The organism is Thiohalorhabdus denitrificans (assembly GCF_001399755.1).
GTDB lineage: Bacteria > Pseudomonadota > Gammaproteobacteria > Thiohalorhabdales > Thiohalorhabdaceae > Thiohalorhabdus > Thiohalorhabdus denitrificans.
The window spans coordinates 190,097-216,656 of sequence record NZ_LJCP01000014.1 but is presented as its reverse complement, the minus strand read 5'-3'; the positions used below and the strand labels follow the sequence as shown (position 1 = coordinate 216,656).

Here is a 26,560-nt window from a genome sequence, read left to right as displayed (position 1 = left end):
CCTTTTCGTGCGCCGTTGGGCGGGCGTTCACATGGCGACGCTGTGGTAGCCGCTGTCCACGTGGAGCACCTCGCCTGTGATGCCGGAGGCCAAGGGACTGGCCAGGAAGGCGGAGGTGTTGCCCACTTCCTCGATGGTGGTGTTGCGGCGCAGCGGGGCGCGGTCCTCGTTGTGCTGGAGGATCAGGCGCATGTCGCCGATGCCGCTCGATGCCAGGGTCTTGATGGGCCCGGCGCTCACGGCGTTCACGCGGATGCCCTCCGGCCCCATGCTCGCCGCCAGGTAGCGCACGCTCGCCTCCAGGCTCGCCTTGGCCACGCCCATGACGTTGTAGTGCGGGATGTAGCGCTCCGCGCCCAGGTAGCTCATGGTCAGGATGGAGGCGTCCTCGCGGTTCTTCATGAGCGGGTAGGCGCCCTGGGCCAGCCGGGTGAGGCTCCAGCTGCTGACATCATGGGCCGTCATGAAGCCTTCCTTGGTGGTGGACTCCACGTAGCCGCCGCGCAGCTCCTCCTTGGGCGCGTAGGCGAGGGCATGCACCAGGATATCCAGACCGCCCCATTGGCTCTCCAGCTCCTTGAATACCCCCTCCACCTGCGATTCGTCGGTAACGTCGCAGGGGAGCACCAGATCCGCGCCCAACTCCTCGGCGAGCGGCTGAACCCGCTTTTTGAAGCTTTCGTTCTGGTAGGTGAGCGCCAGTTCGGCGCCCTGGTCCGCCATGGCCCGGGCAACGCCCCAAGCGATGGAGCTCTTGTTGGCGACGCCGAAGATGATGCCCCTTTTCCCGCTGAGAAAACCCATGAGCTGTGCTGCTCCTGCCTGGTTGGATGCCTTTGGAGACGGTTGTGTGGCGCTAGTTTATAGGCTCGAGGCGGAGCTGAAAAGAAACTGCCGCAAAACTACCCTTTTTCCTGTTCCTGCCGGGGGTCAAAGGCATCGCGCAGCCCCTCGCCGAACAGGTTGAAGCCGAGCACAGTGATCCAGATGGCCAAACCCGGAAACAGCGACAACCACCAGGCGAACTCGATGTGGTCCTTGCCCTCGGTGAGGATGTTGCCCCAGGAGGCGAAGGGCGGCTGCACGCCGAGGCCCAGGAAGGAGAGGGCGGACTCGATGAGGATGGCCTCCGCCACTCCCAGGATGGCGGCCACCAGCACAGGAGCCATGCCGTTGGGCAGCAGGTGGACGCCGATGAGCCGGGCGTCGCTGGCCCCCAGGGCGCGGGAGGCGAGTACGAATTCCCGGGAGCGCAGGGACAGCAGCTCGGCGCGTACCAGCCGCGTCACCCCCATCCAGGAGGTGAGCCCGATGACCGCCATGACGTTGAAGACGTTGGGCTCCAGGAAGGCGATCACCGCCAGCACCAGGAAGAAGGTGGGCACGGCCAGCATGACGTCCACCAGGCGCATGATCAGGCTGTCCGCCCAGCGCCCGTAGTAGCCCGCCAGGCTGCCGAGCAGCACGCCGATCACCGTGGCGATGCCCACGGCCACGAAGCCCACGGAGAGGGATACCCGCGCGCCGTAGAGGACCCGGCTGAGCACGTCGCGGCCGAGGCGGTCCGTGCCCATCCAGTGCTCCGCCGAGGGGCCCTCCAGGATGCGGTCCACGTTGATGGCGTAGGGGTCGTGGGGGGCGAGCCAGGGCGCGAAGACCGCGGCCACGGCCATGAGGCCGACGATCACCCCGCCGGCCACGGCCAGCGGGTTGCGCAGGAGGCGGCGGACGGCGGGGCTCATGAGGAGGTCAGCCCCCGGCGGACCCGCGGGTCCGCCCACGCGTAGGCCAGGTCGGCCAGCAGGTTGCCGAGCAGGGTAAGGATGGCGCCAATCACCAGGATCCCCATGACCACCGGATAGTCGCGCATGAGCACGGCGTTGTAGAAGAGCTGCCCCATGCCCGGGATCCCGAAGATGGTCTCGAAGATCACCGAGCCGCCGATCAGACCCGGCACCGACAGGCCCAGCAGGGTGATCACCGGCAGCAGGGCGTTGCGCAGGGCGTGGCGGTAGATCACCGCCCCCTCCGGCAGGCCCTTGGCCCGCGCGGTGAGCACGTAGTCCTGGCGGATCACCTCCAGCATGTTGGAGCGCACGTAGCGGGAGAAGGCGGCGATGCCCGCGAAGGCGGAGACCACCACGGGCAGTACCAGGTGTCGGGCGCGATCGGCCAGCTTGCCCCAGAAATCCAGCTGGTCGTATTCGTAGCCCTGGATCCCGGAGACCGGCAGCCAGCCCAGCTGGACGCCGAACAGCACCATGAGGAGCAGCGCCAGCCAGAACCCGGGGATGGCGAAGGCGAGGAAGACGGTCACCGTGAGGCTGCGGTCCAGCAGGCTGTTCTGGCGCACCGCGGAGATCACCCCCACCGGCAGGGCCACGGCCAGGATCAACAGCAGGGAGGCGATGTTGATGGCCAGCGTCACCGGCAGTCGCTCGCCGATCTTTTCGAGCACCGGCCGGTTGTCGGAGCTGAAGGACTCGCCGAAGTCCAGCGCCACCACCCGCTTGAGCCACAGCCCGTACTGGACGTGCAGGGGCTCGTCCAGGTTGTAGGCCTCGCGCAGCTGCTCACGGGCCTCCTGCCCGCTCTGCGGGTTGAGGCTGGTCTCCAGGGTGGTGATGTCGCCGGGCGCCAGGTGCATCACCCCGAAGGAGATGATGGTGATGCCCAGCAGCACCGGGATCATCCACAGCAGGCGTTTGGCAAGATAGATCAGCATGGCATCGGGCCGTCCATGGCTGCGGTTACCGCTGGATCGTGTGGCGCTGGAGGTCCCGGGGGATGTACCACTCCTCCACATTGTGCTCGATCCCCGCCGGGGCCGGCTCGATGCCCCGGATGCGGCGGTCGATGGCGGCGAGGGAGTAGGGCGCGTACAGGTAGACGATAGGGGCGGCGTCCAGGAGCTCGTGGGCGAACTCGTGGTAGATCTCCGCCCGCTCCTCGGGGTCGAACTCGCGCAGCCCGGCCTCCAGCAGCCGGTCCACCTCCGGGTCTTCCAGGCCCACAAAGTTGAACTGGCCCGGGTCCTGCTGGCTGGAGTGCCAGATGCTGTACTGATCCGGGTCGGGGGAGAGGCTCCAGCCCAGGATCACCGCATCGAAGTCATGGGTGTTGATGTGCTGGCTGATGAAGGTGGCCCATTCCACCAGCCGCAGCTGGATGTCGATGCCCACCTCCTCGAGGCGCCCCTGGATCAGGGTGGCGGCGATCTGCCGCTCCTTGTTGTCGTTGTTGGTCAGGACCTCGAAGGAGAGCTCCCGGCCGTTCTTCTCGCGGATGCCGTCGCCGTCGGTATCCTCCCACCCGGCCTCCTCGAGCAGGCCCCGCGCCTTCTCTGGGTCGTAGCCGTAGGGCTCGATGTCCTCGGGGTACCAGCGCGTGCCGGGCTTGTAGGGTGCGGCGATCCGTTCCGCCAGGCCCAGGGTGACCCCCTTGATGAGCTCCTGGCGGTCGATGGCGTGGGCGATGGCGCGCCGCACGCGGATATCGGTGAAGGGCTCGCGCCGGAGGTTGAAGCCCAGGTAGGTGTAGTTGCTGCCCATGTAGCGGTAGGTGGCGATGCGCTCGCGCAGGTCCTCCCGCTTCGGGAAGGTGCGCTCGAACAGGGTCGGGGAGGGACTCATCTGGTCGATGTTCCCCGCCTCTAGCTCAAGAAACTGGGTGGTGGTGTCGGGAATGACGCGGAACGACACCCGCGTGATGTTCGGCTCCCCGCGGTAGTGGTCGGGGTTGGCCTTCAGGTGCAGCGACTGGCCGCTCCGCCACTGCTCCAGCGCGTAGGGGCCCAGGCCCACCGGGTCCCGGGCGAAGCCCGTGGTGTTGATGTCCTCGTCCCGCAGGAGGTGCTCCGGCAGGACGGCGAGGGTCGCCCAGGTGGAGAGGGCCGGGGAATAGGGCTCGTCGTAGTGGGCGATGAAGGTGTGCGGGTCGGGGGTCTCCACCTCGCTCACCCGCCGGTACTGCTCCCCGTAGGGGGTGCGGGTCTCGGGGTCGGTGACCGTCTCCCAGGTGAAGACCACGTCCTCGCTGGTGAAGGGCTCCCCATCGGGGAAGCGCACCCCCTCCCGCAGGTGGAAGGTGATGGTGCGGCCGTCCTCGCTGATCTCCCAGTCCTCGGCGAGCCCGGGGACGAGCTCCAGGTTCTTGTCGTAGCGCAGCAGGCTGGCGTGGATGAGGCCGCCCACCGCGTTGGAGGCGGAATCCCCCGCCATGAAGGGGATCAGGTTGGAGGCCTCGGCGCCCATGGCGACGATCCGCTCCCCCCCGTGGACGGGCTCCGCCCCATGGGCGCCGTCGCCCCCGCCGGCCAGGGCCAGGGCCAGGGCCGCCGCGGAGGGGAACCGGGGAAGGCGCCGCCCGCGACCCGCCATCGCCGGTCAGCCCTGGTGCTCGGCCAGGCGGGTGGGGTCCACGTAGATGGTCAGCCCCTCGCCGGGCTGCAGGATCTGCTGCTGGCCCAGGTCGTTCCAGTTGCGGAGGCGGTCCACGGTGACGTTGAACTTGCGGGCGATGGACCACAGGGAATCGCCACTGCGTACCCGGTACCGGAGCTTGGAGGACCGCTCGCTGCCGTTGCCGCCGCCGTCCACCCAGACGGCCAGCTCCTGGCCCGGGCGGAGGGTGTCACCGGGCGCCATGCCGTTCCACTTCGCCAGCTTGCCCACCTGCACGCCGAAGCGCCGGGATATGGCCCACAGCGAGTCCCCCGGCTGCACCCGGTGCACCACCTTGGAGCGGTCGCTGGGGCCGCTGCCGCGGATGGCGGCCAGGCGCTGGGACTTGCTCAGCGCGTATTCCCGGTCCGAGGCGGAAGAGGTGGGGATCAGGAGGTGATCGCCGGCGGTGATGCGGGTGCCGCGCAGGTCGTTCACGTCCTTGAGGACGGATACGGTGGTATTGTAGCGGGAGGCGATGGTGGAGAGCGCCTCCCCCCGCTTGATCTTGTGCCGCGCCCACTGCACCCGCTCCGAGGAGTCCAGCTCCGCCAGGCCCTCCTCGAACCGCTCCTTGGTACCCTTGGGCAGGAGCAGGCGGCCGGGGCCCTCCGGCGGGGTGGCCCAGCGGTTGAGCCCCGGGTTCAGGCGGTACAGGGTCTCGATATCGGAGCCGCTGAGCTCGGCCGCCTTGGCCAGATCGAGCGGTTTTTCCAGGTTCACCACCTGGAAGCCCTTCTCCATGGGCAGCTCGGGGAGCTCGATGCCGTATTCCTCGGTGTTGCGGAGCACGTGGGAAAGGGCGAGCAGCTTGGGCACGTAGCTCCGGGTCTCGCGCGGCAGGTTCAGGCTCCAGAAGTCGGTGGGCCTGCCGAGCCGTTCATTCTGGCGGATGGCGCGGCTGACGTTGCCGGGCCCGGCGTTGTAGGCGGCCAGGGCCAGCAGCCAGCTGTCGAAGCGTTCGTTGAGGCGGTGGAGGTATTCCACGGCCGCGTCCGTGGAGGCCAGGATGTCGCGCCGGCCGTCGTACCACCAGTTCTGCTTCAGGTTGAAGTGGCGCCCCGTGCCCGGAATGAACTGCCAGATCCCGGCGGCCCGGCCCGATGAGTAGGCGAAGGGCTGGAAGGCGCTCTCCACCACCGGCAGCAGGGCCAGATCCGGCGGCATGTCCCGCTCCTCGAGACGCTCCAGGATGTGCGGCAGGAAGGGCTTGCCCCGATTGAAGACGCGATCCAGGTAGGTGTCATGGGTGCGGTAGAAGCGGATGAAGGCCTGGACCTGGTTGTGGTCGGGGGCGTCCAGCTTCAGGCGGGGCAGGTAGTAGCTCCAGAAGTCCTCGGGCTCCTCCGGCTGGGCCGTTTTCCCCTCCGGGTCGGACGTCCCGGCCTGCCTGGAGGCCTCCGGAACGGGTGCGGCAGGGGTTTCGATCAGCGCGGTCATGGGCTTTCCGGCTCCCGGGCCGGCCTCGACCTTTTCCCTGTTTTCCCGGTCGCTCTTGCGGGCTTCCTGGTCGGCGTCGGAATCGGCGCCGGAAGAGGGGTCATGCAGCTGGGCACATCCCGAGAGGAAGAGGGAAATGCCGAGATAGGCCAGAGTGCGCATCGAGGTTGGCTCTCCTGTGCGTTCGGGTGCGCCGCCGTTTCCGGCGGTTTCGCCCCGTTCGTCCCCAACCGCCGTTCTGTGGCGGTCGTAACGATGATAATATTCGGGCCCCTTTTCGGGGGACGTCGCGCAGAGCTGCCACAATAACATCTTTGGACACGGTGTCCGACCACGACGAGCGTTCAATGACAGTACGTACCCGCTTCGCACCCAGCCCCACCGGCTATCTCCACATTGGCGGTGCCCGCACCGCCCTGTTCTCCTGGCTGCACGCCCGGCAGAGCCAGGGGGTCTTCGTTCTCCGCATCGAGGATACCGACGCCGAGCGCTCCACGCCCGAGGCCGTGCAGGCCATTCTCGACGGCCTGTCCTGGCTCGAGCTCGACTGGGACGAGGGGCCGTACTTCCAGAGCCAGCGCACCGAGCGCTACCGGGAGGTCATCCACCAGCTCCTCGAGGCGGGGCAGGCCTACCACTGCTATTGCACCAAGGAAGAGCTGGACGCCATGCGCGAGGAGCAGCGCGCACAGGGCAAGAAGCCCATGTACGACGGCCGCTGCCGCCACCGCACGGAGCCCCGCGAAGGGGTGCCCCCGGTGGTGCGCTTCCTGGCCCCCGATAGTGGCAAGACCGTGGTGGAGGACCGCATCCACGGCACGGTGCCCTTCGACAACGCCGAGCTCGACGACCTGGTCATCGCCCGCTCCGACGGCAGCCCCACCTACAACCTGACCGTGGTGGTGGACGACTGGGACATGGGCATCACCGACGTCATCCGCGGCGACGACCACCTCAACAACACCCCCCGCCAGATGCAGATTCTGGCGGCCCTGGGGGTGGAGCCGCCGCGCTACGCCCACGTGCCCATGATCCTCGGCGAGGACAAGAAGCGCCTCTCCAAGCGCCACGGGGCGGTAAGCGTGCTGCAGTACAAGGAGGACGGCTTCCTGCCCGAAGCCTTGGTCAATGGCCTGGCGCGGTTGGGCTGGTCCCACGGCGACGAGGAGATCTTCGCCCGCGACGACCTGCTGCGGCTGTTCTCCGTGGACGCGGTGGGCAAGACCGCCTCGGTGTTCAACCAGGACAAGCTCCTGTGGCTCAACGGCCACTACATCCGCGAGCGCGACCCCGCGGACCTGGTGGAGCCCTTCAAGGAGCAGCTGCGCAAGCGGGACGCCGACCCGGAGGCGGTGGCCGATCTCCTCCCGATCGTCGAGAGCCTCCAGGAGCGCTCCAAGACCCTGGCGGAGATGGCGGAAACCGGCCTGTTCTTCTTCCGGGACTTCGAGGAGTTCGACGAGAAGGCCGCCAAGAAGAACCTCAAGCCGGCGGTGGAGGAGCCCCTGCGGGCGGTGCGCGACGGCCTGGCCGGCCTGGGGGAGTGGAGCGGCGAGGCCGTCCACGGCGTCATCCAGGAGGTGGTGGACGTCCGCGACATGAAGTTCGGCAAGGTGGCCCAGCCCATCCGGGTGGCGGTATCCGGCGGCGCGGTCTCGCCGCCCATCGACGTGACCTTGCAACTGCTGGGGCAGTCCACTACCATTGAGCGTCTGGATCGGGCGCTGGCCTACATCCGGGAGCGCGCCGAGCAGGCCGAATAGCTCCTTGACAGGCCAACGGCCAACGCCTAGAATTCTGCACTTCATTTCGGGGCCGTAGCTCAGTTGGGAGAGCGCGTGAATGGCATTCACGAGGTCGTCGGTTCGATCCCGACCGGCTCCACCAAATCCCGAAAAAAAGCCCCGCCGACCGGCGGGGCTTTTTTTGTCCCACTAAAGCCCTGCGCACGACCCCGCCCTCCGCTTTAAGGGGGCCGGGCCGTGCCCATGAGCACCGACCCCTCCTTCTCCGGACCCAGCCGGGGAGGGGCCGGGATCGGTCCCTATTGCCCTTCACCCAACGCGAGGCCTGTTGTGAGCGCGGAGAAGATCCTCGAATCCCTCATGTTCAACAGCCGGTGGCTGCTGGTTCCTTTCTACCTCGGCCTGATCGTCGGTATGGTCCTGCTGCTCGCCAAGTTCGCTACGGAGCTGCTGCACCTGGTGGGCACCCTCCCCGAGGCCAGCACGGGGGAGCTGATCGTGGGCATCCTGGCCCTGATCGACCTGTCGCTGGTGGCCAGCCTGCTGCTGATCATCATCTTCAGCAGCTACGAGAACTTCGTCTCCAAGATGGACACCGGCGACAACGAGGACCGGCCCGAGTGGATGGGCCACGTGGACTTCTCCGACCTCAAGCTCAAGGTGATCGGCTCCATCGTCGCCATCTCCGCCATCGAGCTGCTCAAGTCCTTCATCAAGGTGGGCGAACTGTCCAACGAGCAGCTGGCCTGGAAGGTGGGCATCCACCTGACCTTCGTGGTCTCCGGCGTCCTGTTCGCGCTCATGGACCGTCTGGGGGAAAAGCACTGAGGATGGGTCGGGGGTAGAGGGTGGGAGCGGCCAGCGGCCGCGACCCGCCAGGGGACGTGGTCAGGGGGCTCAGGCCCCTCGACTGCTCCGCGACCGCCACTTGTAGAGCACCGACAGCCGCCAGGCGCCGAGGAACAGGAAGTAGCCCGCCAGGGCGGCGGGCAGGGCGATCAGCAGGCTGCCCAGGCCCAGATAGAGGGTCTGGGTTGCGGCGTGGCCCGCGGCGCCCGACGGCGAGAGCCCCAGCCATTCGCCGAAGACCGCCTCCCCCGTCCGGTTGAAGGCGAAGTAGAGCGGAGCGGCCGTCAGGGGGTTGCTCACCCAGGAGACCAGGAAGGCCGCCGGGAAGCTGGCCCGCAGCAGGACGCACAGGAGGATCAGGAGGGGGGTCTGAAAGCCGACCGTGGGGGTCAGGCCGACGAGCAGGCCCACGCTCACCCCGCGGGCCAGGGTGCGGCGGTCCAGCCCAAAGAAGCCGGCACGCGCCAGCAGGCGGCGCATGAGGGGATGCTCGCCCACCCAGGCCCGGATGCGGGCCTCCGTGGGCAGGTTGCGGCGGAAGAAGCGGTGCATGGTGGCCGCGGCCGCTCCAGGGGTTGGGCTCGGTGCAAGGGTGGGCCCGGGGGCCCTGTCCGGAAAAGGCTCCCCCGTCTTGAACGAGGGAGCCGAGCCCCGGGACAGCGGGGGCTGTCCGGTGGGTCAACGACGGCCCGGTCGGGGTTCCCCCATCCCCGGCCGGGCCCGATATTCGTGGCGCATCCACCGGCCTCGGCGGGCGTCCAACGAAAAACGCCCCGGACCGGGTGGTCCGAGGCGAAGCGAGGCTGAGGCCTGCTATCCGTTTGGCTGGGGGACCAGGATTCGAACCTGGGTTAACGGAACCAGAATCCGTCGTCCTACCACTAGACGATCCCCCAAACGAGACCGGCAAGTATAAGGATTCCCTTGGACCGGGTCAACCCGGCCCGGGCTTAGGCGGAACGGCCCCATGTGCTAGATTTCCCGGGTTATTCCAAACCCAAGCCAACGAGGGGCCCGGGATGAGTCCAGCCGCCGTCGCCGTCGTCGCCATCGTCCTGTACCTGGTCTTCTACCGCTACTACAGCCGTTTCCTGGCGGAAAAGGTCTGGCGGCTCGACCCCCAGGCCGTGACTCCCGCCCACGCCCAACGCGACGAGCTGGACTTCGTCCCCACCAACAAGTACGTCCTGTTCGGCCACCACTACGCCTCCGTGGCCGGCCTGGCGCCCATGCTGGGGCCCGCCATCGCGGTGATCTGGGGCTGGGTGCCGGCCCTGCTGTGGGTGGTGCTGGGCGCCCTGCTCATCGGCGCTGTCCACGACTTCTCCGCCCTGACCCTGTCGGTGCGCAACAAGGGCCAGTCCGTGGGGCGGATCGCGGAGCGGGTCATCACGCCCCGGGCCAAGCTGCTGTTCCTGCTGATCATCTTCTTCCTGGTGGCGCTGGCCATGGGGGTGTTCGTGCTGGTGGTGGGCTCCCTGTTCGCCTCGCCGGCCGGCGGCCCGGAGAGCGTGGTGCAGCACCCCGAGGCTGTGATGCCCACCTTCTCGCTCATGGTCCTGGCCATGGTGGTGGGCTTCCTCCACTACCGGCGCGGCTGGCGCCTGGGCCCGCTCACCGCCGTGGCCTTCCTGGCGGTGCTGGCGCTCACCTTCGGTGGCCTGCAGTACCCCGTGCTCGGCGTGGACGCCTCCGTGTGGCGCTGGGCGCTGCTGGGCTACGCCCTGGTGGCCTCCCTGCTGCCGGTGTGGCTGCTGCTGCAGCCCCGCGACTTCCTCAACTCCCTGCTGCTGTACCTGGCCCTGGCGGCCATCCTCGTCGGCCTGTTCCTGCTCAATCCGGAGTTCGCCGCCCCCGCGGTCAACCCGAACCCCGAGGGCGCACCGTCCATGCTGCCCTTCCTGTTCATCATCATCGCCTGCGGCGCCATCAGCGGCTTCCACGGCGTGGTGGCCAGCGGCACCACCGCCCGCCAGCTGGACAAGGAGACCGACGCCCGCCTGGTGGGCTACGGCGGCATGATCGGCGAGAGCTTCCTGGCCCTCATCGCCGTGCTGGCCACCACCGCCGGCTTCGCCAGCTACGGCGAATGGGCGGACCACTACGCCACCTGGGAGGCGGGCTCCGGCCTGGACGCCAAGCTCGGGGCCTTCATCCAGGGCACCGGGCTGTTCATCCACTCCTGGGGGGTGCCGCGCGGGCTCGCCGAGGCCTTCGTCTCCGTGGTGGTGGTGGCCTACGCGCTCACCTCCGTGGACTCCGGCACCCGCCTGCTGCGCTACAACCTCAACGAGATCGGCGCCACCTTCAACCTGCGCGCCCTGGAGAACCGCTGGGTGGCCACGCTGCTCGCCGTGGCGGCCATCGGCTTCTTCGCCTTCTTCAAGGTGGACGGCAAGCCCGCGGGCCTGCATCTGTGGGCCCTGTTCGGCACCACCAACCAGATCCTCGCCGCCCTCACCCTGCTGGCGGTCTCCGCCTACCTGCTCCACATGCGCCGGCCGGTGATCTACACCGCCGTGCCGATGGTCCTGGTGCTGGTGGCCACCGTCACCGCCATGGTCTACAACCTCGCCGACTACATCGCCCAGGGCAACTGGGCCCTGACCATCGTCGGCGGCATCATCCTGATCCTGGCCCTGTGGGTGGTGCTGGAGGGGCTGTCCATGCTGCGGGCCCACCGCGAGGCGCGGCGGGGGGAGGGCGTCGTGGCCTCGGGCGAAGGCGAGTGAGGAGCGCGGCCGATAGCCGTTCCCACAGGGGCCCGGGAGGGCTGATGGGCCGATTGTAGGAGCGGCCAGGGCAGCCGCGACATGCCTGAGGGGTCGCGGCTGATAGCCGCTCCTACAGGGGTCTGGGAGGGCTGGCTGATGGTTCTTTTGTGGGAGCGGCCAGTGGCCGCGACCGAAAGGGGTCTGCAAATGCCGGAAAAGGGCTATCACCGGCTACGACGGGGCCGATACTCCGAGCCCGGGAGGGCCTATCTCCTGACTACGGTGACGGCCGGCCGCGAAGCCCTTTTCGAGTCCCTGCCTCTTGCCCGCTCCCTGGTCGCCTGCCTGCGGGTGCCCCATAACCGGGGAGAGGTGCGTTCCTTGGCCTTCGTCGTTATGCCCGACCACCTCCACTGGCTGGTGCAACTGGAGCGGCCCCTCTCCCTGACCGCCTTGATGCGGTCGGTGAAAACCTACTCCGCGCAGCGGATTAATACCTTTCGGGGTACCAAGGGGGTGCCGGTGTGGCAACGAGGCTTCCACGACCGCGCCGTGCGCAAGGAGGAGGACCTCCGGGCTTTGGCGCGCTACGTGATTGCCAATCCGCTGCGGGCAGGCCTGGTGGAGCGGATTGAAGACTATCCGCACTGGGATGCCGCTTGGCTGGACGGGAAAGGCAGAGTGATCTGAAGGCCTTAGGGAGCCTGAAAGCAGGGTGTGGGAGCGGTCCGTGACTGCGACTTCCTCTTGCCCAAGATGGAAGGTCCGGTCGCGGTCACGGACCGCTCCCACATGCTCCCTGACGGACCGCCCCGTCTACTCCTCCCCGAACAGGAGCTTCTGCTCCATCTGGGTGTAGATGAAGTTGGCGTTCTTGCGGTGGTTCTCCTCGAACAGGGCCGTGTCCTCCCACTCGGGGAAGGACTCCTCGGCCTGGTTCACCGCCTCGGACAGGGGCACCATGTTCTCCACCGCGTCCTTCATCATGTCCCGCAGTCGGGTGACGTAGGAAACGGTCTTCTCGCGCATGGGGAAGGGCGGGCCCTCCTGCGCCACGCCGTGGCCCGGGATCATCAGCTCCGTCTCCAGGCCCTTGGCCAGCTCGTCCGCCTTGAAGTAGTCCTCCAGGTTGCCGTCGAGCATGTAGGTGGTGCGGTTCTGGAAGTACAGGTCGCTGCCCCAGGTGATCTGCCGGTCCGGCATGTGGATCAGCAGGTCGCCGAAGCTGTGGTGGCCGCCCACGTTGTAGACGTGGAAGGCCTCGCCGCCCACCTCCAGCTCCAGCGGCTCGCCGAAGGCCGGCTCCACCGTCTCGTCCGGATGCACCGCCTCGAAGCCCTCGAAGTCTTCCTCCAGCAGGTCCTCCCGGTAGGCCACGCTGTCGGCGAACTGGTTGGAGCGCAGGTAGTCCTCCGTGGCCGGGTGGGCGATCACCGTGGCGTCGGTCTCCTCCCGGAAGGCCACGGCGCCGTAGGAGTGGTCCGGGTGGTTGTGGGTGAGCACCAGGTACTCGATGGGCTTGTCGGTCACCGAGCGGATGGTCTCCAGCCAAGCCTTGCCCAGGCGCGGGCTGCCCAGGGCGTCGATCACCACCACCCCCTCGTCCGTCACCACGAATCCGGCGTTGCCGTTGAAGCCGCGGTTGAACTCGTCGATGGTGCCGATCACCCCGTAGGTGACGTACACCCCCGGAGCCACCTCGCGCAGGGTGTCCTCCGGGGACAGCACTTCCCCGGGCTCCTGGTCCTCCAGGGCCGCCTGCACCGGCTCCGGCTGGATGTCGACGCGGATGGGGTGGTCCTCCCCGGCGGCGGACACCGCTTGTGTCGTCGCGAGGAGACAGATGGAAAGTGCGACTGTCGCCAAAGATTGAAATATTCGCATGTTCTAATCCTTTATAGGCCTTCCCGTACCAGTTTATATACCTTTTGACAGCGATCGATACCCTGCGCTCCTTCGCGGCCTACAAAACTGGTCGTGTTAAAAAAATGGGCCCATCTTCCTCCTATGGCGCATGGACACGGGAAATCGGCAGTCCGAAAGTATTGCGTGGGTGTCGGGGCTATGCTACAAACCCCACCAATCGCATTGCCCAAACCTCTAGAGGGAGGAAGAACATGCGCAACAAGCTCGTTGCTACCGCGATTGCCGGCCTCGTGGCCGCCCCGATGGCCCAGGCCGACTCCGAAGTCAGCTGGTTCGGCTTCAACCAGATCACCCTTGAGCAGCAAGGCGAAGACAACGCCACCGGCGACGGCGGCGGCTTCGCCTTCGGTGCCGACCGCGTCCGTATCGGCTACAAGGCCAGCTTCGACTCCGGCGCCTTCTCCAAGCTGCAGGTGGACTTCAACCGGGGGGATCTGAGTGGCCAAACCGGTTATGACCTTCCCTCGGTTATCAAGGACGCCGTGGTGGGTTATGACTTCGGCGCGGCCAGCGTCCAGGCCGGCCAGTTCAAGACCCCGGTGGGCATGGACTTCAACACCTCCGGCAAGAAGCTGGACATCACCAAGCGCGGCATGGAGAAGTCCCTGGTGCTGGAGCGCGCCGCGGGCCTGATGCTCTCCGGCGGCGCCGGGGGCCTCGGCTACAAGGTGGGCGTGTTCAACCCGACCGTGCGCGGCATCGCTGATGAAGCCGCTACCCCTAACGCGGGTGAGGATTACGCCTACGCCGGCAACCTCAGCTACGACATGGGCAAGATGCTCCATGCCGAGGTCGGCTACGGTGTCAGCGCCGCCAGCGTTGATCAAATTGGCGGTGTTAGCGCTGATGATGCAACCGTCATGGACATCGGCCTGATGTCTCAGCCCGTGCCCGGCCTGACCCTGAAGGCCGAGTACATCGACGCCACCGGCGTGAACAACATCGAGGATAACGACCGGTCCGTGTGGTTCGCCCACGCCGGCTACATGTTCACCCCGATGGTCGAGGGCGTGGTCCGGCACTACTCCTCCAGCGAGGATGCCAACGACACCGACTACACCGAGACCTTCGTGGGCGCCAACATCTTCCTGAACCCCGATGTGAAGCACGAGGCCCGCATCCAGCTGAACTACGTGCTGCCCGGCGGGGACACCGAGGATATCACCAACCATGGCGGGTCCCGGGCCGTCACCGACGACGCCGGCGAAGCCACGGGCACCTTCCTGGCCCAGTTCCAGACCAGCTTCTAAGCACGCTTAGCAAGCTTGGGCCCCGCGCGAGCGGGGACTGGAACCGAAAAGGCCGACCCCTCGGGGTCGGCCTTTTCTTTGTTGGGGCGGGCCTTTGGGCTACGCCCCTCCAGGTCAGGGGCTTCGGTACCACGAAGCGGCCCTTGTGGGAGCGGCCAGTGGCCGCGAAGGGCCCTAGTCGAAGGTGTAGCCCAGGTTGGCGATATCGGCGGCGAAGTGGCGGGCGACCAGCTCGGCGGCGGGATCGCTGTAGTAGCGGCGGTAGTCCTCCCGGTCCCCGGCCTTGCGCTTGTGGGGAAGCCGGGGCGGCTTCGCGAAGCCGATGCGCCGGCAGACCTCGTCGAAATCCGCCGCCAGATTCTCGTAGCGGCCGATGAAGTCCACGATGCAGCGGCCTTCCAGGTCCATGAGGTGGTGCCACTGGGGCTCCACCGAGGCGTCCAGGATGTAGTGGTAGGGCCGGTCGCCCTCCAGCTTATAGCGCAGGAAGGTCTCGAAATCGTTGATGCCTTCCAGGACGTGGGGCCGCTCCCGCCGGATGTGGTGCCAGGAGCTCACCTGCAGGTCCCAGGGGTTGCGCACGAAGGCGAACTTGAACAGGGACTCGAAGACGTCGTTGGGCAGCATCTCCTTGGCCGTTACCGCCTTGGCGTGGCGGGGGAACTTGAGGCCCAGCTTGTGCCCGGTGAGGTGCGACAGCCGGCTGCAGATGAACTGGGGGATGCGGTAGGGATCTCGCCACTTGTAGCTTTCCAGGGCGGCCCGGACGCTAGTGCCCCCGGTCTTGGCGGTGTGCACGAACAGGAACTGTTGGCGGTACGACAGCAGCATGGCGGGGTCTCGCGGAAGTTGGCTCGGTGTCAGGGGGTGTCGGAGCGAACGCCCAGGGCCGCCAGGTACGCCCGGGCGCTGGCCTCGGCCTCGAAGGGGGCGGCGGCCTCCTGCAGGAAGGCCGATTCCGGTGGCTCGGCCAGGGTGTCGGCCAGGGCCCGCCCCAGGGCCTCGGCATCGCCCACGGGCACCAGGGGGCCGTAGCGGCCGCCGGCCAGGGTCTCCCGGGGACCGCTCTGGCAGTCCGTGGCCGCCACGGGGGTGCCCAGAGCCAGGGCCTCGGTGAGGACGTTGGGGCTGCCCTCCCAGGCGGAGGACAGGGCGAACAGGTCCGCCCCGGCCATGAAGGCATAGGGGTTGGCGGCGAAGCCGGGTAGGTCCAGGTCCCCGGCGATCCCCAGCTCCGCGGCCAGGGCCTCAAGCTCCGGCCGGTCGCGGCCCTCGCCCAGAATGATCAGGCGAGCGGGGCGCTCCTCGCGCAGCCGGGCGAAGGCACGCAGCAGGGTGGGGAAGTCCTTCTGCCGGGTGAGCCGGCCAGCGGCCACGACCACCGGGATCTCCCGCGAATCCCCTTCCAGCCAGGGGTGGCCGACCGGCTGGCGGGCCGCTTCCCGCATGCCGGGCGTCACCACCGGGTTGGGGATGACGTGGATGGCCTGCTGGGGGATGCCGGTGATGCGGGCGGTGTCCTCGGCCACGCCGGCGGAGACGGCCACGATGGCGTCGGCATGGGGGTAGGCGGCGCGCATGGGGCGGTAGCGCAGCCACTTCTTCAGCCCCGAGCGGCCCTCCAGGGAGCGGGAGAGGTGGGTGCCCAGCCGCACCGCCAGCCGGGTATCGACCCCGGCGCGCTGGCGGGCGCGGATGGCTACCCGGTTGGCCCGGTCCTTGGCCGCCAACATGGCGTCGGGTCGCTCCCGCCGGAGGTAGCGGGTGAGCGGCTTGAGGCTGGTGCGGGTGTGGGCCGTGCCCAGGTCGATGACCCGCACGCCTTCGGGCGCCTGGTCGTGGCCCCCTTCGGCCTTGGCTCGCACCAGGTCTACCGGATGGCCCAGGCGGGCGATGGCGCCGGCGAGGTTGAGCATCATGCGCTCCACCCCGCCGTCACCGGAGAAGGAGAGGAATAGGGCGATTCGTTTGGGCAGGTTCATGGCCTGGGCTCGGATTGGTTCGGTGCGGCGGCTCAGAGTCTACGCATGGGGCGGGGGAGCGGCAAGGTGGCCTCAGGCCGTTGGGGCAAGGATCTCCCGGTAAACCCGGTAATTGCCCGCGACCATGGCGGAGATGTCGAACTCCTGTTTCACCAGTTCCCGGCCGGCTCCCCCCATGCGTTTGGCTGTGTCCGGAGCCGCCAGGATTTCCCCCACCGCCTCGACCAGCTCGTCGGGGGCTCCCGGGGTTACCAGCCTCCCGTTCACCCCGTCCCGGACCACCTCCGGAATGCCCCCGGCCCGGCTCCCGACGATGGGTGCCCCGCTGGCCGCGGCCTGGAGGAGGGAAACGCCCAGGCCTTCCATGAGCGCGGGGTGGACCACCAGGTCCAGGCAGGGAAGGATCCGGGGCAGGTCGGAGCGGAAGCCGGTGAATCGGACGCAATCGTCGAGGCCCCGTTCCTGGACCTCCCTCTCCAGGTGTTCGCGCAAGGGGCCTTTCCCCAGAAAAAGGACGTGCAGTCCCGGGAACCGTTCCCGCAGGGCGGGCAGGGCCTGCAGGAGGTAAGTGTGGCCCTTGCGTTCGATGAGCTGGGCGATGACGCCGATGACGGGACCGTGCGCGGGCAGGTCGAATTCGGCTTGGAACCAACCGGGATCACAGGGCTGGGAGAACTGCGTACTGTCTACCGCGCTGGGGACGGTGACCACATACTCCGCGGATAGGCCTTCCCGGAGCAGCACCTGGCGAATCCCCTCCGAGATGGCAATGACGCGCTCGTAGAGGGAATACTTCCGGACCGCCCACCAAGGCGGCTCGGGGTTGTCCACGCGCCGGCTGACCAGGGCCGGAACCCCCGCCCAGCGCGCGGCCACCCCGCCCCAGAGGTCGGCCCCCCGCCGGCTGTGGACATGGACCAGGTCAGGCCCGACCCGGCGGATGAGACGGTAGAGCTGGAGGGCCATCCCCAGGCTGAGATCCCCACTCCGGGTCAAAGGATGAACTGCGATGCCGGAGTCTTCCGCGGCCTGGCCGATGGCGCTGCCCGCCGGGCAGGCCAAATGGCTCTCGCAATCCTCCCGTTGGGCCGAACCCTCCAGCAGGTAGAGCACCTGTCGGGCCCCGCCATAGAGGTTGCGGCCGGTCTCGATGTGCAGGACCTTCATGACCGAATCACTTCCCGGGCCGCATCCAGAACCTGATCCACCTCAAAGGCCGCCATGCAATCGAAGGTGCCCCCACAGGTGGGACGACGCCGGCAGGGAGAGCAGGGCAGGGCGGAGTACAGAACGTGGGCATTCTCTGTGGCGGGATCGAGGTAGGGACGGGTAGAGCCGAAAAGGGCCACCGTGGGGGTGCCGAAGCCGATGGCGGCATGGGTGAGCCCGGTATCCACCCCGAGGCAAAGCGATGCCTCGTCCAAAAGGGCGAAGGTCTCGGTAAGCCCCGTTTGCCCCGTTAGATCGACCAGCCCTTCCCCAGCCTGGCTCTCGATCCGCCGGGCGGCCTCTTGGTCCCCGGGCCCCCCAACCATCACCACGGGCAGCCCCAGTTCTTGTTGAATCCGGTCGGCTAAGGGGGCCCACCGCCCCTCAACCCAGTGCTTCTGGGGGCGTGTAGTGAACGGGGCGACCACGGCAAAATTCCCGGTGAGCCCCTTTGCCGCCAGGAGCGCTTCCGCATTCGCCCGGTCACCATCGGATACCGCCGGAGCCATGGGGAAGGCGCCCGGGTCGATCCCCAGGGCCTCCACTAACCGGAGGTATTCCGAGGCAATCCGCTCGTCGCCCCGCGGCCGGGTAACCACCTCCGTCATCAAATACTGGCTCCCTTCGCGGGAGCCGAGGCCGACCCGTCGCGGGGCCCGGGTAACCCGGGCCCAGAGACCGCTTTTGGCCAGTCCTTGGAGGTCAAGGACCAAGTCATAGCGGTTTCCACGCAACCGCCGGGCGAAGCCTATTACCTCCCGGGTCAAAGCCCGTAAGCGTCCCTGCCGCAGCAGCCGCTTCCAATCACCCTTGGGCCAGGTAATGATCTCGTTGAGCTCGGGCTGGGCCCGGAGCACGGCATCGGCTGGCGGCTCTGCCAACCAGTCAATGCGGGCTTCGGGGTAGGCACGGCGCAAGGCGGGGATGACCGCGGAGGCCATGACCACGTCGCCGATGGCGCTGAGACGGATTATCAGGATCTGCATTAGCGCGAGAAAGTTCCATGGTTAAAATGCACTATAGCCATAAAGGCGAAGGCGGTTGTCAACTTGGTTCCCAAATTCCTGTAATTGAGGAGAGGTACGAAAGGCAAAAGCCCGGGAGGCTTCGAAATCCTGTGCAACCCGATTCAAATCGGTGCTGGAAGGTTTAATCCCGGAAAAATGAGAAAGTTTTTCAAGAGATTTAAAAGGGGATTGTAAAATCGATTCAAATTCCATATCTAGAACATCAAGGGAGTTTGACGCGAGATTTGTACTTGCTGCCTCCAGGTATTCCTCCCAGAGGGAAAAAGCGCCCTCAAGGCTGGAGCAACGGGGGTTATTACCGAGATTGTTGGGAAGAAAACCAAGTTTGTTAAAAAGTTTCTTTTTATTAAGCTTGTTTTGGGTTTTGGCCAGCGATTTGTTATGGCGAGAATAAAGGCTCTGGGCTACATCTACCCCATGTCGGCGGATATGAACAATTCGAGCATGAGGGAAAATTGAGAGCCAGAGAGGAAGGGTTAGGGTGTTCCTAGGATCCTTCCAACCCCAGATGCGTTGAGGGGGATGGTGGCCATAACCCCAAAGCCCCAAGGGCACTAGGTATTGGGCATAACGAGGGCTATGCAAAAAATGTTTGAGTTGATCCCGTATTAAAGCGAATAGCTTTGGGTTATCCAGCAGTTGAAATATTGGTAAGGGTTGGGTCCAGTGGCTACGGGCTTGCCGTAACACCCAACTATTTGCACGGACGAAGAACCAAGCTTCGCAGTTACGGTCACGGTGAGAACCCAAAAAAAGACCTAATTTTCTAAGAGCCTCCGCTACCATGGTAGTACCGGAGCGGTGCATGCCGAGTATAATTATGGGTTGGGAAGATTTAGGAATGGTCATTTTTCAGTTTCGTCTTCTGAAGGGGAAAGCCCCATAATTTTTTGGTATTCGAGGGCAATGTTTTCCTGGCTGAAACGGAGACCCGCTTTACGAAGGGATTCAGGATTTGGCGGGTTAACCAGAACTTCCTTCATGGCCTTCGCCATTGAATCAACATCTCCAACCGGGACAAGGGGACCATATAGCCCGCCATTCAAGATTTCAGAAGGGCCACTAGGGCAGTTTGTTGATACGGCTGGAGTACCCAGGCTGATAGCCTCCGCCAAAACATTCCCGAAGCCTTCCCACGCAGAAGAAAGGGCAAAAAGGTCAGCCTTTTTCATGATAGAATAAGGATTGGAATAAAAACCAGGAAGGTCCACATCATTTTGCAACCCCAATTCCTCTATTAAGTTTTCTAAATATTCCCTTTTTTCTCCCTCCCCAATAATAAGTAATCGTGCGGGCATTTCTTCCCGGACTTTTTTGAATGCTTTGATTAAGGTTGGAAAATCTTTAGAAGAGCTAAGTCGGCCAACCCCGAGAATTACAGGGGCCGAACGGTTGTTCAGCAGCCAAGGGTGGTTAGGAGACTCATTCGCAAGATGAAAGAGAGACTGGTTGGTTATAGGGTTATAAATGACGTGAACTTTTTCCGGTTTAATTTTGAAGGTCGTGCAAAGTCCTCTTGCAGCCCCTTGAGAAACCGTAATTATTGCATTGGCTCTTGGGTAAAGGTGCTTAACCCAAAATTTTCTGGTAAATTTGGTTACAGTTTGACTAAGGCTGCTATGAATGGAGACAAATACTGGGGTATTTGTCCTGGAAAGTTCTGCAGAAATTATACCAACATTAGCACCGTGATCTTTTGCGGTTAAAAGAGCATCTGGTTTGAATTTTTGTAGGTATCTTGCTACTGGGAGTATAGCCGAGAGCTTGTGGTAAGTTCCAAGATCGATCACATTCGTATTCGGATTTAACTCCTCTGGGTAAGGCACTTCCCGGTCGCGGCTCAAAAGTAGATCAACCTGAATTCCGGAAATAGAAAGTTGATTAATCAGGTTGACTATTACCCGCTCTATCCCCCCCCAAGAACGGGATGGCATTAAAATGGCCAAACGTTTTGGGTGCCTTCCTGGAGAGATGTGGTTTGTTTTGGTGTTGGGCATTATTTTATTGAAAACCGAAGTTTTTTATTAAAAATTAAAGCTAATTCAGGCCCAATTCGGCAAGAAACTTGTTGGTTGCCTGCGAAACACTATAATGTTTGACGGCATTTTTCAGAGTTGAAGCAGAGGGAGGAGAAGCTAAAATCCTTTCCAACCCCTTTCCCAATTCCTCCCAATCACCGACTTTTACCAAGGGCCCTAATTTGCCCTCCTGGAGGATTTCCCGAGGGCCACTAGGACAATCCGTGGATGCCACTGGGGTACCCAAAGCCATTGCTTCAATGAGTACGAACCCCAACCCTTCCCATCTTGAAGTAAGGGCGAGGGCTGATGCATGGTAAATAAATGGATAAGGGTTATTTACAAAACCCATAAATTCAACATCCCGGAAAATTCCTAGTTCCTTTGAAAGTTGGGATAATTCGTCTTTTTTACGCCCCTTACCCAAAAGGATTAGGCGACAATCCCTCCGGCTTCGTAAATCAGAAAAGGCTTTTAGTAAAGTTTTAAAATCCTTCCTGCCCGAAAGCTCCCCGACACCCAGGATTACTGGAGGTTCTCCTGGTTGATACCATGGGTGTTCAGGTCGGGAAAATTTTTCATTGGATAAAGAATCCGGGATAACCGGGCTTGGTCCAACAGTTAGATTTTGAGTTTTCCCTTCCATATAGGTGGATAAATCGTCCATTACTCCTTTTGAGTCGGCAAAAACCTTAAACACCTTTGGGTATGCAAATTTTATGAAAAATTTTTGTATTTTTCTTTCAAAAAACCCTCGGTTTTTTATTTCAATAGAGGGCATGGTTCCATAACGGAAAACCTGCTTTGATTTTTCTTTAGAAAAATTGTTAGCCCAAAAAGCGACCCGGTTAACTTTATCCTTCCCAGAGATAAGGAAACCGGGCTTTTCTTTCTCTAAGTATTTCTTTAAGGGGATCAAACTGGAATAAGCATGGGAAGATCCCAAATTTATGATTCGCACATTGGAAGGTGTGTCTACCAAGTAGGGTCCATGACCTGAAACTTTTAACAAGTCAACGCGATAGCCTCGAGAGGCAACTTCGGGAATTAAATTTTTAAGTAGGCGGTCAACGCCACTATGTCCCGATGTGACAAAAAAGAAAGAAATCGTTGGCTGGCTATACAATGGTTAACCCCGGCTCAATATGGGTTTGGAGAGGGATTCTTCGTATGGTTTATGGAATGCTTTTTTATTCCATAAGGAACCCCTCCTAAAAGAGCAATAAAAAAGCTCATTTCAGGGTGGTTAAGACGAAAAGCAAAAAAACTCCATACAACCCATAATACCCAACCTGCTATAAGGAAATTAGCCAAAGGTGGGGGGATTATGCTTTTCTGCCAAGTGGTTCTTATAGCATTAAATATCAAAATCCATTGAAAAAAGAAAAAGGCAAAACCAACAACTCCAAATCTTACCAGTATCTCAATAAAAGTGTTATGTAAGTGAGTAAGCTTTGGAACCTTTTCTATAATTGGGTCTTTTTTTGCCACAAAATGCAAATTTCTAGGGCCCCAACCGAACCAGGGGCGCTCCATCCACCTATTGATCCCCCAACGCCACATTAAGACACGTTTGGAAATGGAAGTAACCTCTGCCTTATCAACGCCCTCTTCTATTATTTGGCTTATTACTTTGCCCTCGGAAGTTATTCGGGAGTAAATTTTATCCGATTGAAGGGCCATCAATACCATAAGAAACGTTAAGAACGCGGTTAATACTATTGAAAAATCCTTTTTTGGAAATAAATTTTCTTCTCTTGAAAAGATAAATAGTACAAAAGAAACTGATAAAGCCAAAACAAAACCTAGCCATGCCCCCCGTGCTTTTGTCGCTAATAACGCAAATAGCAAAATAGAAACTAGCGCAATTAATGTAAAAACAAGGTAAATTTTAAACTTGGGCGGAGTTAGATTGACTACAAAGGGTGTCAACGTTATTACTAGAATAATCCCAAAAGCCGAATAAAGGCCTGCTTCTGTTCCCGCAAAGCCAAATTGCTCCCTTTTTCCATTAATGATTTGGATCAAATTTTGGAATTCAAAATAGGGTAATATGCTGAAAGTAAATCCCAAAGCGAATAATAAGAAGACAAGAACCGCCAAATTATTGGGATTCTTGTGCTTAGATACCCAGAATGAAATCAAATAAACTGTCAGAAAACCCGTTAAAAGCCAACCTTTGGCTGCATCCCACTGTTGTTCCCATTGGTGGGGCCATTCTTGGCCAGCCCAAAAGGTTCGAGCTGCAATATAAAATAAAAATGAAATTGACAAATATAATAATAAATCCTTCTCGGCTATGGCTTTCGACTCTTTGAAAAACCAGATTAACCCAAATACTAATAAAAACCCTAAGGAAATGTTTCCTATGGCTGTGCTTAATTCCGCGCTAAAAGAAAAGACATATAAAAAAAAGAAGGGTAGCACCAGCCATGTTATAGGTGAATGGTAGCTGGGAAGAGGGAGAATTTGAAATTTAATCATACTGCACCTCATAACCGAAGAATTCAATTTCCTTCTTACAAACCTCCCCTATTAAATCAATAGCATTTTTACTCAATAGTTTTCCTGCCGGATCCCGGTTCTTTCTGTGATTCCCTTTTGCTTGATATTCAGGAAGGGTTAAGCCTGTTAAACCTAAAAAGTTCCCTAGATTTTCAAAATCTTTACTGAGGTCCTCATATCTCAGGACTTTATCAACTAAAAATTGGTCATCTTTAGTGTATAAATGCCAATTGCTTAATTTGTGTTTATGGTTTTTTGCTCTATTCTCAACATAATGGTCAATTGTATTAAATTTTTTTCCGTTTCTCTGTTGCCAATAGAAAAACGATATTGCCCTATCCCACGGGTTTCTTTCTATAGTAAACGTGAAGGTCTTTTTCCAAATTTCCGCACCTAGTAAAAGTTTGACATCATGTGCTGACATATGCTCGTCAAACTTATATGTAGCTGGGTATTTTTTTGTCAAAGGGTGTTTTAAAAATTTTCTGTATCTATTTGGTCTTTTTGTTATGTCCCGTAATAACCCCCAGGGTTTTTCCTCTTCCGGCCATTCGAAGTTTTGTGCTCCTATTCCGGCAAGGGAGGCCCGTTTTTCCTCATCCTCGGGTGTAAGTGGGGTTAAAATATCTTCCCCTCCGCAGAAGGAAGATAAAGCGATCTCGACGCTTGAACCGGCGGTTTTTGTTGTTTTTATGAAAATAAAATTTTCTTTTTTTGAATATATCATTGGTTAAATTGCCCTAATAGTTATAGGTTTTCTTTTAGGGAATCAAATGCCTTTAAGCTCAAACTCTTTTCTATCCGTTTTTGGGTTGTAGTATCGAAAAGGTTAGGAAATTTGGAAGGAGAAGGCTCGATTTTTTCTTCCACATTGCTTTTCCAAAATTCCTGATTCCCAACGAAAGGTAAACTTCTCGGATTTTTGACCATCTCTTCCTCATAGGGAAACTTCGCGATCCTGCAAACTTTTTGTAGAATTTTCTCTGGTTCATGGGCAAGGGAGTCGTAATGGACCACCAAATGTCCTTCCTGGTTTAGTACCTCTAAGGTGGCCCTTATCGAATTGTTCCATTGGCGAATGGCGTAGTCCGGTTTTAGTTGGCGGCTAAAAAAATCAGGGAATTTTCGGGCTCGGTCTACAATGGAAGCAACTACGTCCCGGCCGTCGCGGACGACGTGGATGCACAAGGAATCGGGAACCATCTCCTGGATTCGTCCGGCGTGGAGGACATGCCGGGGCGTTTTCTCCACCCAGGTATCGGTCCCGTGGGCTAGGGCCATCCGGTCCAAGAAATCCACTGTGTCCGCTACCGAACGATTCAGGCGAATACGCCGAGGGGGGAGCGATGGCTGTTCCTCCTCGGGGAGGTCGCTCTGGGCGCGCAGTTGGCCGAGGACCTTCCGCTCCTTGCCCAGGGTCAGCCCCAGCCGGGTCCAGGGCAGCTCCCGCCCGCGCATGCCCAGGGCCTTGAGGAACACCCCGGTCTCCGGGAAGGTATGGATGCGGGAGTGATTGGCCAGCATCCGCTGGAGGAGGGTGGTTCCCGAGCGGGAGCACCCCATGACGAAGATCCGGCGGTGGATGGATTCCTGCATTAATCCAGTAGCTCGAGTGGGTCCCGATCCTGAGGCGGCTGCTGGCCTTTCTCCTCGATGATCAAGCGGTACCAGAGGGCGAACTGGAAGATCGCCCACAGGGGCTGGGCGGCATCCCCTTTGCGCCGCTGACGGCGGCACAACCGGCGCACTCCCTCCGGACGGAACCAGTCTCGGACCGCGTCCTGCCGGGGCAGGTGCCGTTCGAGCCGGTCGAGGAAATCCCCCTGCAGCCACTCGCTGACGGGGACCTTGAATCCCTGCTTGCGTCCCCACAGGTGCTCGGGCGGCAGGTAGGTCTCCGCCCATTCCTTGAGGAAGGTTTTCCCCTGCCCCTTGCGGGTTTTCAGTCCGTCCGGCAGGGCCAAACCGAATTCTATCAGACGGCGGTCCACCAGCGGCACGCGCCCTTCCACACCGGAGGCCATGAGCATCCGGTCCACCTTGGTGAGCAAGTTGTCCGGAAGGGCGGTGGTGATGTCGGTCCCCTGCATGCGCTGCAGGTCGCTCCAGCTTCCGGGGGCGGACCGCCAGGCCTCGATGAAGGGTTGCCGGGAGCGGCCCACGGCCTCACGTAGCGGCGTCTGGAGCAGCCAGTGGGCCTGGCGGCCCCGGAGCATGCCCCTGGCGCGGAATCCCCCTGTTCCCGGATGAAGCATCCCCTTGAAGCCCCGCTCCAGGGCTGAGGTGCGATAGCGGCCGTACCCGGCGAAGGCTTCGTCGCCCCCTTCGCCGGTGAACACGACCTTGAGGTCCTGGCTGGCCTCCCGGGCCAGAAGGGAGGTGGGCAGGTTGGCGTAGTCCCGCATCAGGTCGTCGGCGGCCCAGACGGTGTGCGGGAAGCGGTGGAGCAGCTGTTCGGGATTGAGCCGCAGGGGTGTGAAATGGGCGCCGAGCCGGTTGGCCAGGTTCTCGGCGACGGGGAGCTCGTCCCGGAAGCGGTCGCTGGTGAAGCCCACGGAGAAGGTGCGGATGGGCTCTTCACTGTACCGGCTCAGCAGCGCCAGGATCAGGGCCGAGTCCACCCCGCCGGAAAGGAAAAGCCCATAGGGGACATCGGTGCGCATGTGCTGGCGCATGACCGTGTCCATGAGCCGGTCGAAGCGGTCGCTGGCCTCCTCGAAGCCCATCGGGCGGGGCTCCACCTCCCAGGGGGACCAGTACTGCCAGCGGCGCTGGATGGCGCCCTCTTCCACGACCATGGCCTCCCCCGGCAGGAGGCGCTCCACGCCCGCCACGGGGGTCCGCCGCCCCGCGCTGAACTGGTGCTGGAGGAAGCGCGCCAGGCCGTCGGCGTTTACCTCCGGACGGTGGGGCCAGGCCGGGAACAGCCCCTTGATCTCCGAGGCAAAGGCGATCCCCCCCGCCCAGGGGGCGAGGAAGAGGGGCTTCATGCCGAGCCGGTCGCGGGCCAGGATCAGGCGCCTGCGGGACCGGTCGTAGAGGGCGAAGGCGAACATCCCTTCCAGATGGTTCAGGAAATCCTCGCCGTAGGCGGCGTAGGCGTGCAGGATGGCCTCGCTGTCGGAGCCGGTGGCGAAATGGTGTCCCCGGGCCGCCAGGGTTTCCCGCAGCTCCACGTGGTTGTAGATCTCGCCGTTGGCCACCACTACCAGGTTTCCGTCGGGGCTGAACAGGGGCTGGTGGCCCCCGCCGGGGTCGATGATGGACAGGCGGGCGTGGCCCAGGGCGGTGGGACCCTCCAGGAAATGGCCCGAATCGTCCGGCCCGCGGTGGGCCAGGGCGCGAAGCTGGGCTGCGAGCGGAACCTCGGTCGCTTCCCCGTTCTGCTGCATGTAGCCGGCGATGCCGCACACGGTTGGTGGGGGCTCCTTGGGCGGGGGGTTAAGGTCCGG

23 protein-coding genes and 2 tRNA genes are annotated in these 26,560 nt (G+C 62.2%); 6 read left to right on the top strand and 19 right to left on the bottom strand.

Annotation, left to right across the window (positions count from 1 at the left end; genetic code table 11):
* Positions 1 to 27 precede the first annotated feature (27 nt).
* The 5 genes from AN478_RS12740 to AN478_RS12720 all read right to left on the bottom strand — a co-directional run bounded on the left by AN478_RS12740 (position 28) and on the right by AN478_RS12720 (position 6,044).
* Positions 28 to 804 carry an enoyl-ACP reductase FabI gene (locus tag AN478_RS12740; RefSeq protein ID WP_054966995.1) on the bottom strand — a complete coding sequence of 259 codons (777 nt, stop codon included), beginning with the start codon at positions 802 to 804 and terminating at the stop codon, positions 28 to 30.
* A 98-nt stretch (positions 805 to 902) separates the two neighbouring features.
* Positions 903 to 1,742 carry an ABC transporter permease gene (locus tag AN478_RS12735; protein WP_054966994.1) on the bottom strand — a complete coding sequence of 280 codons (840 nt, stop codon included), beginning with the start codon at positions 1,740 to 1,742 and terminating at the stop codon, positions 903 to 905.
* On the bottom strand, positions 1,739 to 2,725 hold the full coding sequence (locus AN478_RS12730) for an ABC transporter permease (RefSeq protein WP_054966993.1): 987 nt from the start codon (positions 2,723 to 2,725) through the stop codon (positions 1,739 to 1,741). The genes AN478_RS12735 and AN478_RS12730 overlap by 4 nt, the downstream gene beginning before the upstream one ends.
* Before the next feature lie 25 nt (positions 2,726 to 2,750).
* Complete coding sequence (locus AN478_RS12725; protein WP_054966992.1) at positions 2,751 to 4,379, bottom strand: peptide-binding protein; 1,629 nt, start codon at positions 4,377 to 4,379, stop codon at positions 2,751 to 2,753.
* A gap of 6 nt (positions 4,380 to 4,385) precedes the next feature.
* A complete protein-coding gene (locus tag AN478_RS12720) occupies positions 4,386 to 6,044 on the bottom strand; it encodes a LysM peptidoglycan-binding domain-containing protein (RefSeq protein WP_054966991.1) in 1,659 nt (552 codons plus the stop codon).
* Positions 6,045 to 6,229: 185 nt separating this feature from the next.
* On the opposite strand from AN478_RS12720, the gene gltX reads away from it, so the two are divergent.
* The 3 genes from gltX to AN478_RS12705 all read left to right on the top strand — a co-directional run bounded on the left by gltX (position 6,230) and on the right by AN478_RS12705 (position 8,455).
* Positions 6,230 to 7,645, top strand: coding sequence for a glutamate--tRNA ligase (gltX, locus tag AN478_RS12715; RefSeq protein ID WP_054966990.1), 1,416 nt, complete (start codon positions 6,230 to 6,232; stop codon positions 7,643 to 7,645).
* 48 nt (positions 7,646 to 7,693) lie between these two features.
* Positions 7,694 to 7,769, top strand: a tRNA-Ala gene (locus tag AN478_RS12710).
* 218 nt (positions 7,770 to 7,987) lie between these two features.
* Complete coding sequence (locus tag AN478_RS12705) at positions 7,988 to 8,455, top strand: TIGR00645 family protein (protein ID WP_054967120.1); 468 nt, start codon at positions 7,988 to 7,990, stop codon at positions 8,453 to 8,455.
* A gap of 69 nt (positions 8,456 to 8,524) precedes the next feature.
* Here AN478_RS12705 and AN478_RS12700 read toward each other — a convergent pair whose 3' ends face one another.
* Together AN478_RS12700 and AN478_RS12695 are read right to left on the bottom strand one after the other, a co-directional pair.
* Positions 8,525 to 9,028, bottom strand: coding sequence for a DUF2062 domain-containing protein (locus tag AN478_RS12700; protein WP_054966989.1), 504 nt, complete (start codon positions 9,026 to 9,028; stop codon positions 8,525 to 8,527).
* 270 nt (positions 9,029 to 9,298) lie between these two features.
* Positions 9,299 to 9,372 (bottom strand) — tRNA-Gln (locus AN478_RS12695).
* Between the two features lie 123 nt (positions 9,373 to 9,495).
* Between AN478_RS12695 and AN478_RS12690 the strand changes: the two genes are divergently transcribed.
* A complete protein-coding gene (locus tag AN478_RS12690) occupies positions 9,496 to 11,208 on the top strand; it encodes a carbon starvation CstA family protein (RefSeq protein ID WP_054966988.1) in 1,713 nt (570 codons plus the stop codon).
* A gap of 189 nt (positions 11,209 to 11,397) precedes the next feature.
* On the top strand, positions 11,398 to 11,880 hold the full coding sequence (locus tag AN478_RS12685) for an REP-associated tyrosine transposase (protein WP_054966987.1): 483 nt from the start codon (positions 11,398 to 11,400) through the stop codon (positions 11,878 to 11,880).
* Positions 11,881 to 12,006: 126 nt separating this feature from the next.
* Here the strand turns inward: AN478_RS12685 and AN478_RS12680 are convergent, their stop codons facing one another.
* Entirely contained in the window at positions 12,007 to 13,008 is a 1,002-nt protein-coding gene (locus AN478_RS12680; protein WP_054966986.1) for an MBL fold metallo-hydrolase, read from the bottom strand.
* A gap of 299 nt (positions 13,009 to 13,307) precedes the next feature.
* Between AN478_RS12680 and AN478_RS12675 the strand changes: the two genes are divergently transcribed.
* On the top strand, positions 13,308 to 14,366 hold the full coding sequence (locus AN478_RS12675; RefSeq protein WP_054966985.1) for a porin: 1,059 nt from the start codon (positions 13,308 to 13,310) through the stop codon (positions 14,364 to 14,366).
* 174 nt (positions 14,367 to 14,540) lie between these two features.
* On the opposite strand, the gene AN478_RS12670 is transcribed toward AN478_RS12675, so the two are convergent.
* The 11 genes from AN478_RS12670 to asnB form a co-directional block, all read right to left on the bottom strand.
* Complete coding sequence (locus AN478_RS12670; protein WP_054966984.1) at positions 14,541 to 15,197, bottom strand: sulfotransferase family 2 domain-containing protein; 657 nt, start codon at positions 15,195 to 15,197, stop codon at positions 14,541 to 14,543.
* A 29-nt stretch (positions 15,198 to 15,226) separates the two neighbouring features.
* Positions 15,227 to 16,348 carry a glycosyltransferase gene (locus AN478_RS12665; RefSeq protein ID WP_054966983.1) on the bottom strand — a complete coding sequence of 374 codons (1,122 nt, stop codon included), beginning with the start codon at positions 16,346 to 16,348 and terminating at the stop codon, positions 15,227 to 15,229.
* A 72-nt stretch (positions 16,349 to 16,420) separates the two neighbouring features.
* Entirely contained in the window at positions 16,421 to 17,515 is a 1,095-nt protein-coding gene (locus tag AN478_RS12660; RefSeq protein WP_054966982.1) for a glycosyltransferase, read from the bottom strand.
* Positions 17,512 to 18,543, bottom strand: coding sequence for a glycosyltransferase family 9 protein (locus AN478_RS12655; protein ID WP_054966981.1), 1,032 nt, complete (start codon positions 18,541 to 18,543; stop codon positions 17,512 to 17,514). The genes AN478_RS12660 and AN478_RS12655 overlap by 4 nt, the downstream gene beginning before the upstream one ends.
* A gap of 21 nt (positions 18,544 to 18,564) precedes the next feature.
* Complete coding sequence (locus tag AN478_RS13760; RefSeq protein ID WP_074471174.1) at positions 18,565 to 19,434, bottom strand: sulfotransferase; 870 nt, start codon at positions 19,432 to 19,434, stop codon at positions 18,565 to 18,567.
* Positions 19,431 to 20,531: a glycosyltransferase gene (locus tag AN478_RS14010; RefSeq protein ID WP_176758706.1), complete on the bottom strand. Its 1,101-nt coding sequence runs from the start codon at positions 20,529 to 20,531 to the stop codon at positions 19,431 to 19,433. The genes AN478_RS13760 and AN478_RS14010 overlap by 4 nt, the downstream gene beginning before the upstream one ends.
* Before the next feature lie 91 nt (positions 20,532 to 20,622).
* Positions 20,623 to 21,729 (bottom strand): glycosyltransferase, encoded by a 1,107-nt coding sequence (locus AN478_RS13750; RefSeq protein ID WP_074471218.1) that lies wholly within the window; start codon positions 21,727 to 21,729, stop codon positions 20,623 to 20,625.
* Between the two features lie 14 nt (positions 21,730 to 21,743).
* Positions 21,744 to 23,087 (bottom strand): O-antigen ligase family protein, encoded by a 1,344-nt coding sequence (locus tag AN478_RS13745; RefSeq protein WP_176758707.1) that lies wholly within the window; start codon positions 23,085 to 23,087, stop codon positions 21,744 to 21,746.
* Positions 23,080 to 23,835, bottom strand: coding sequence for a sulfotransferase family 2 domain-containing protein (locus AN478_RS13740; protein WP_074471176.1), 756 nt, complete (start codon positions 23,833 to 23,835; stop codon positions 23,080 to 23,082). The genes AN478_RS13745 and AN478_RS13740 overlap by 8 nt, the downstream gene beginning before the upstream one ends.
* Before the next feature lie 20 nt (positions 23,836 to 23,855).
* A complete protein-coding gene (locus AN478_RS13735) occupies positions 23,856 to 24,704 on the bottom strand; it encodes a sulfotransferase family protein (RefSeq protein ID WP_074471177.1) in 849 nt (282 codons plus the stop codon).
* Positions 24,704 to 26,521 carry an asparagine synthase (glutamine-hydrolyzing) gene (gene asnB / locus AN478_RS12650; protein ID WP_054966980.1) on the bottom strand — a complete coding sequence of 606 codons (1,818 nt, stop codon included), beginning with the start codon at positions 26,519 to 26,521 and terminating at the stop codon, positions 24,704 to 24,706. The genes AN478_RS13735 and asnB overlap by 1 nt, the downstream gene beginning before the upstream one ends.
* Between the last annotated feature and the right edge of the window lie 39 nt (positions 26,522 to 26,560).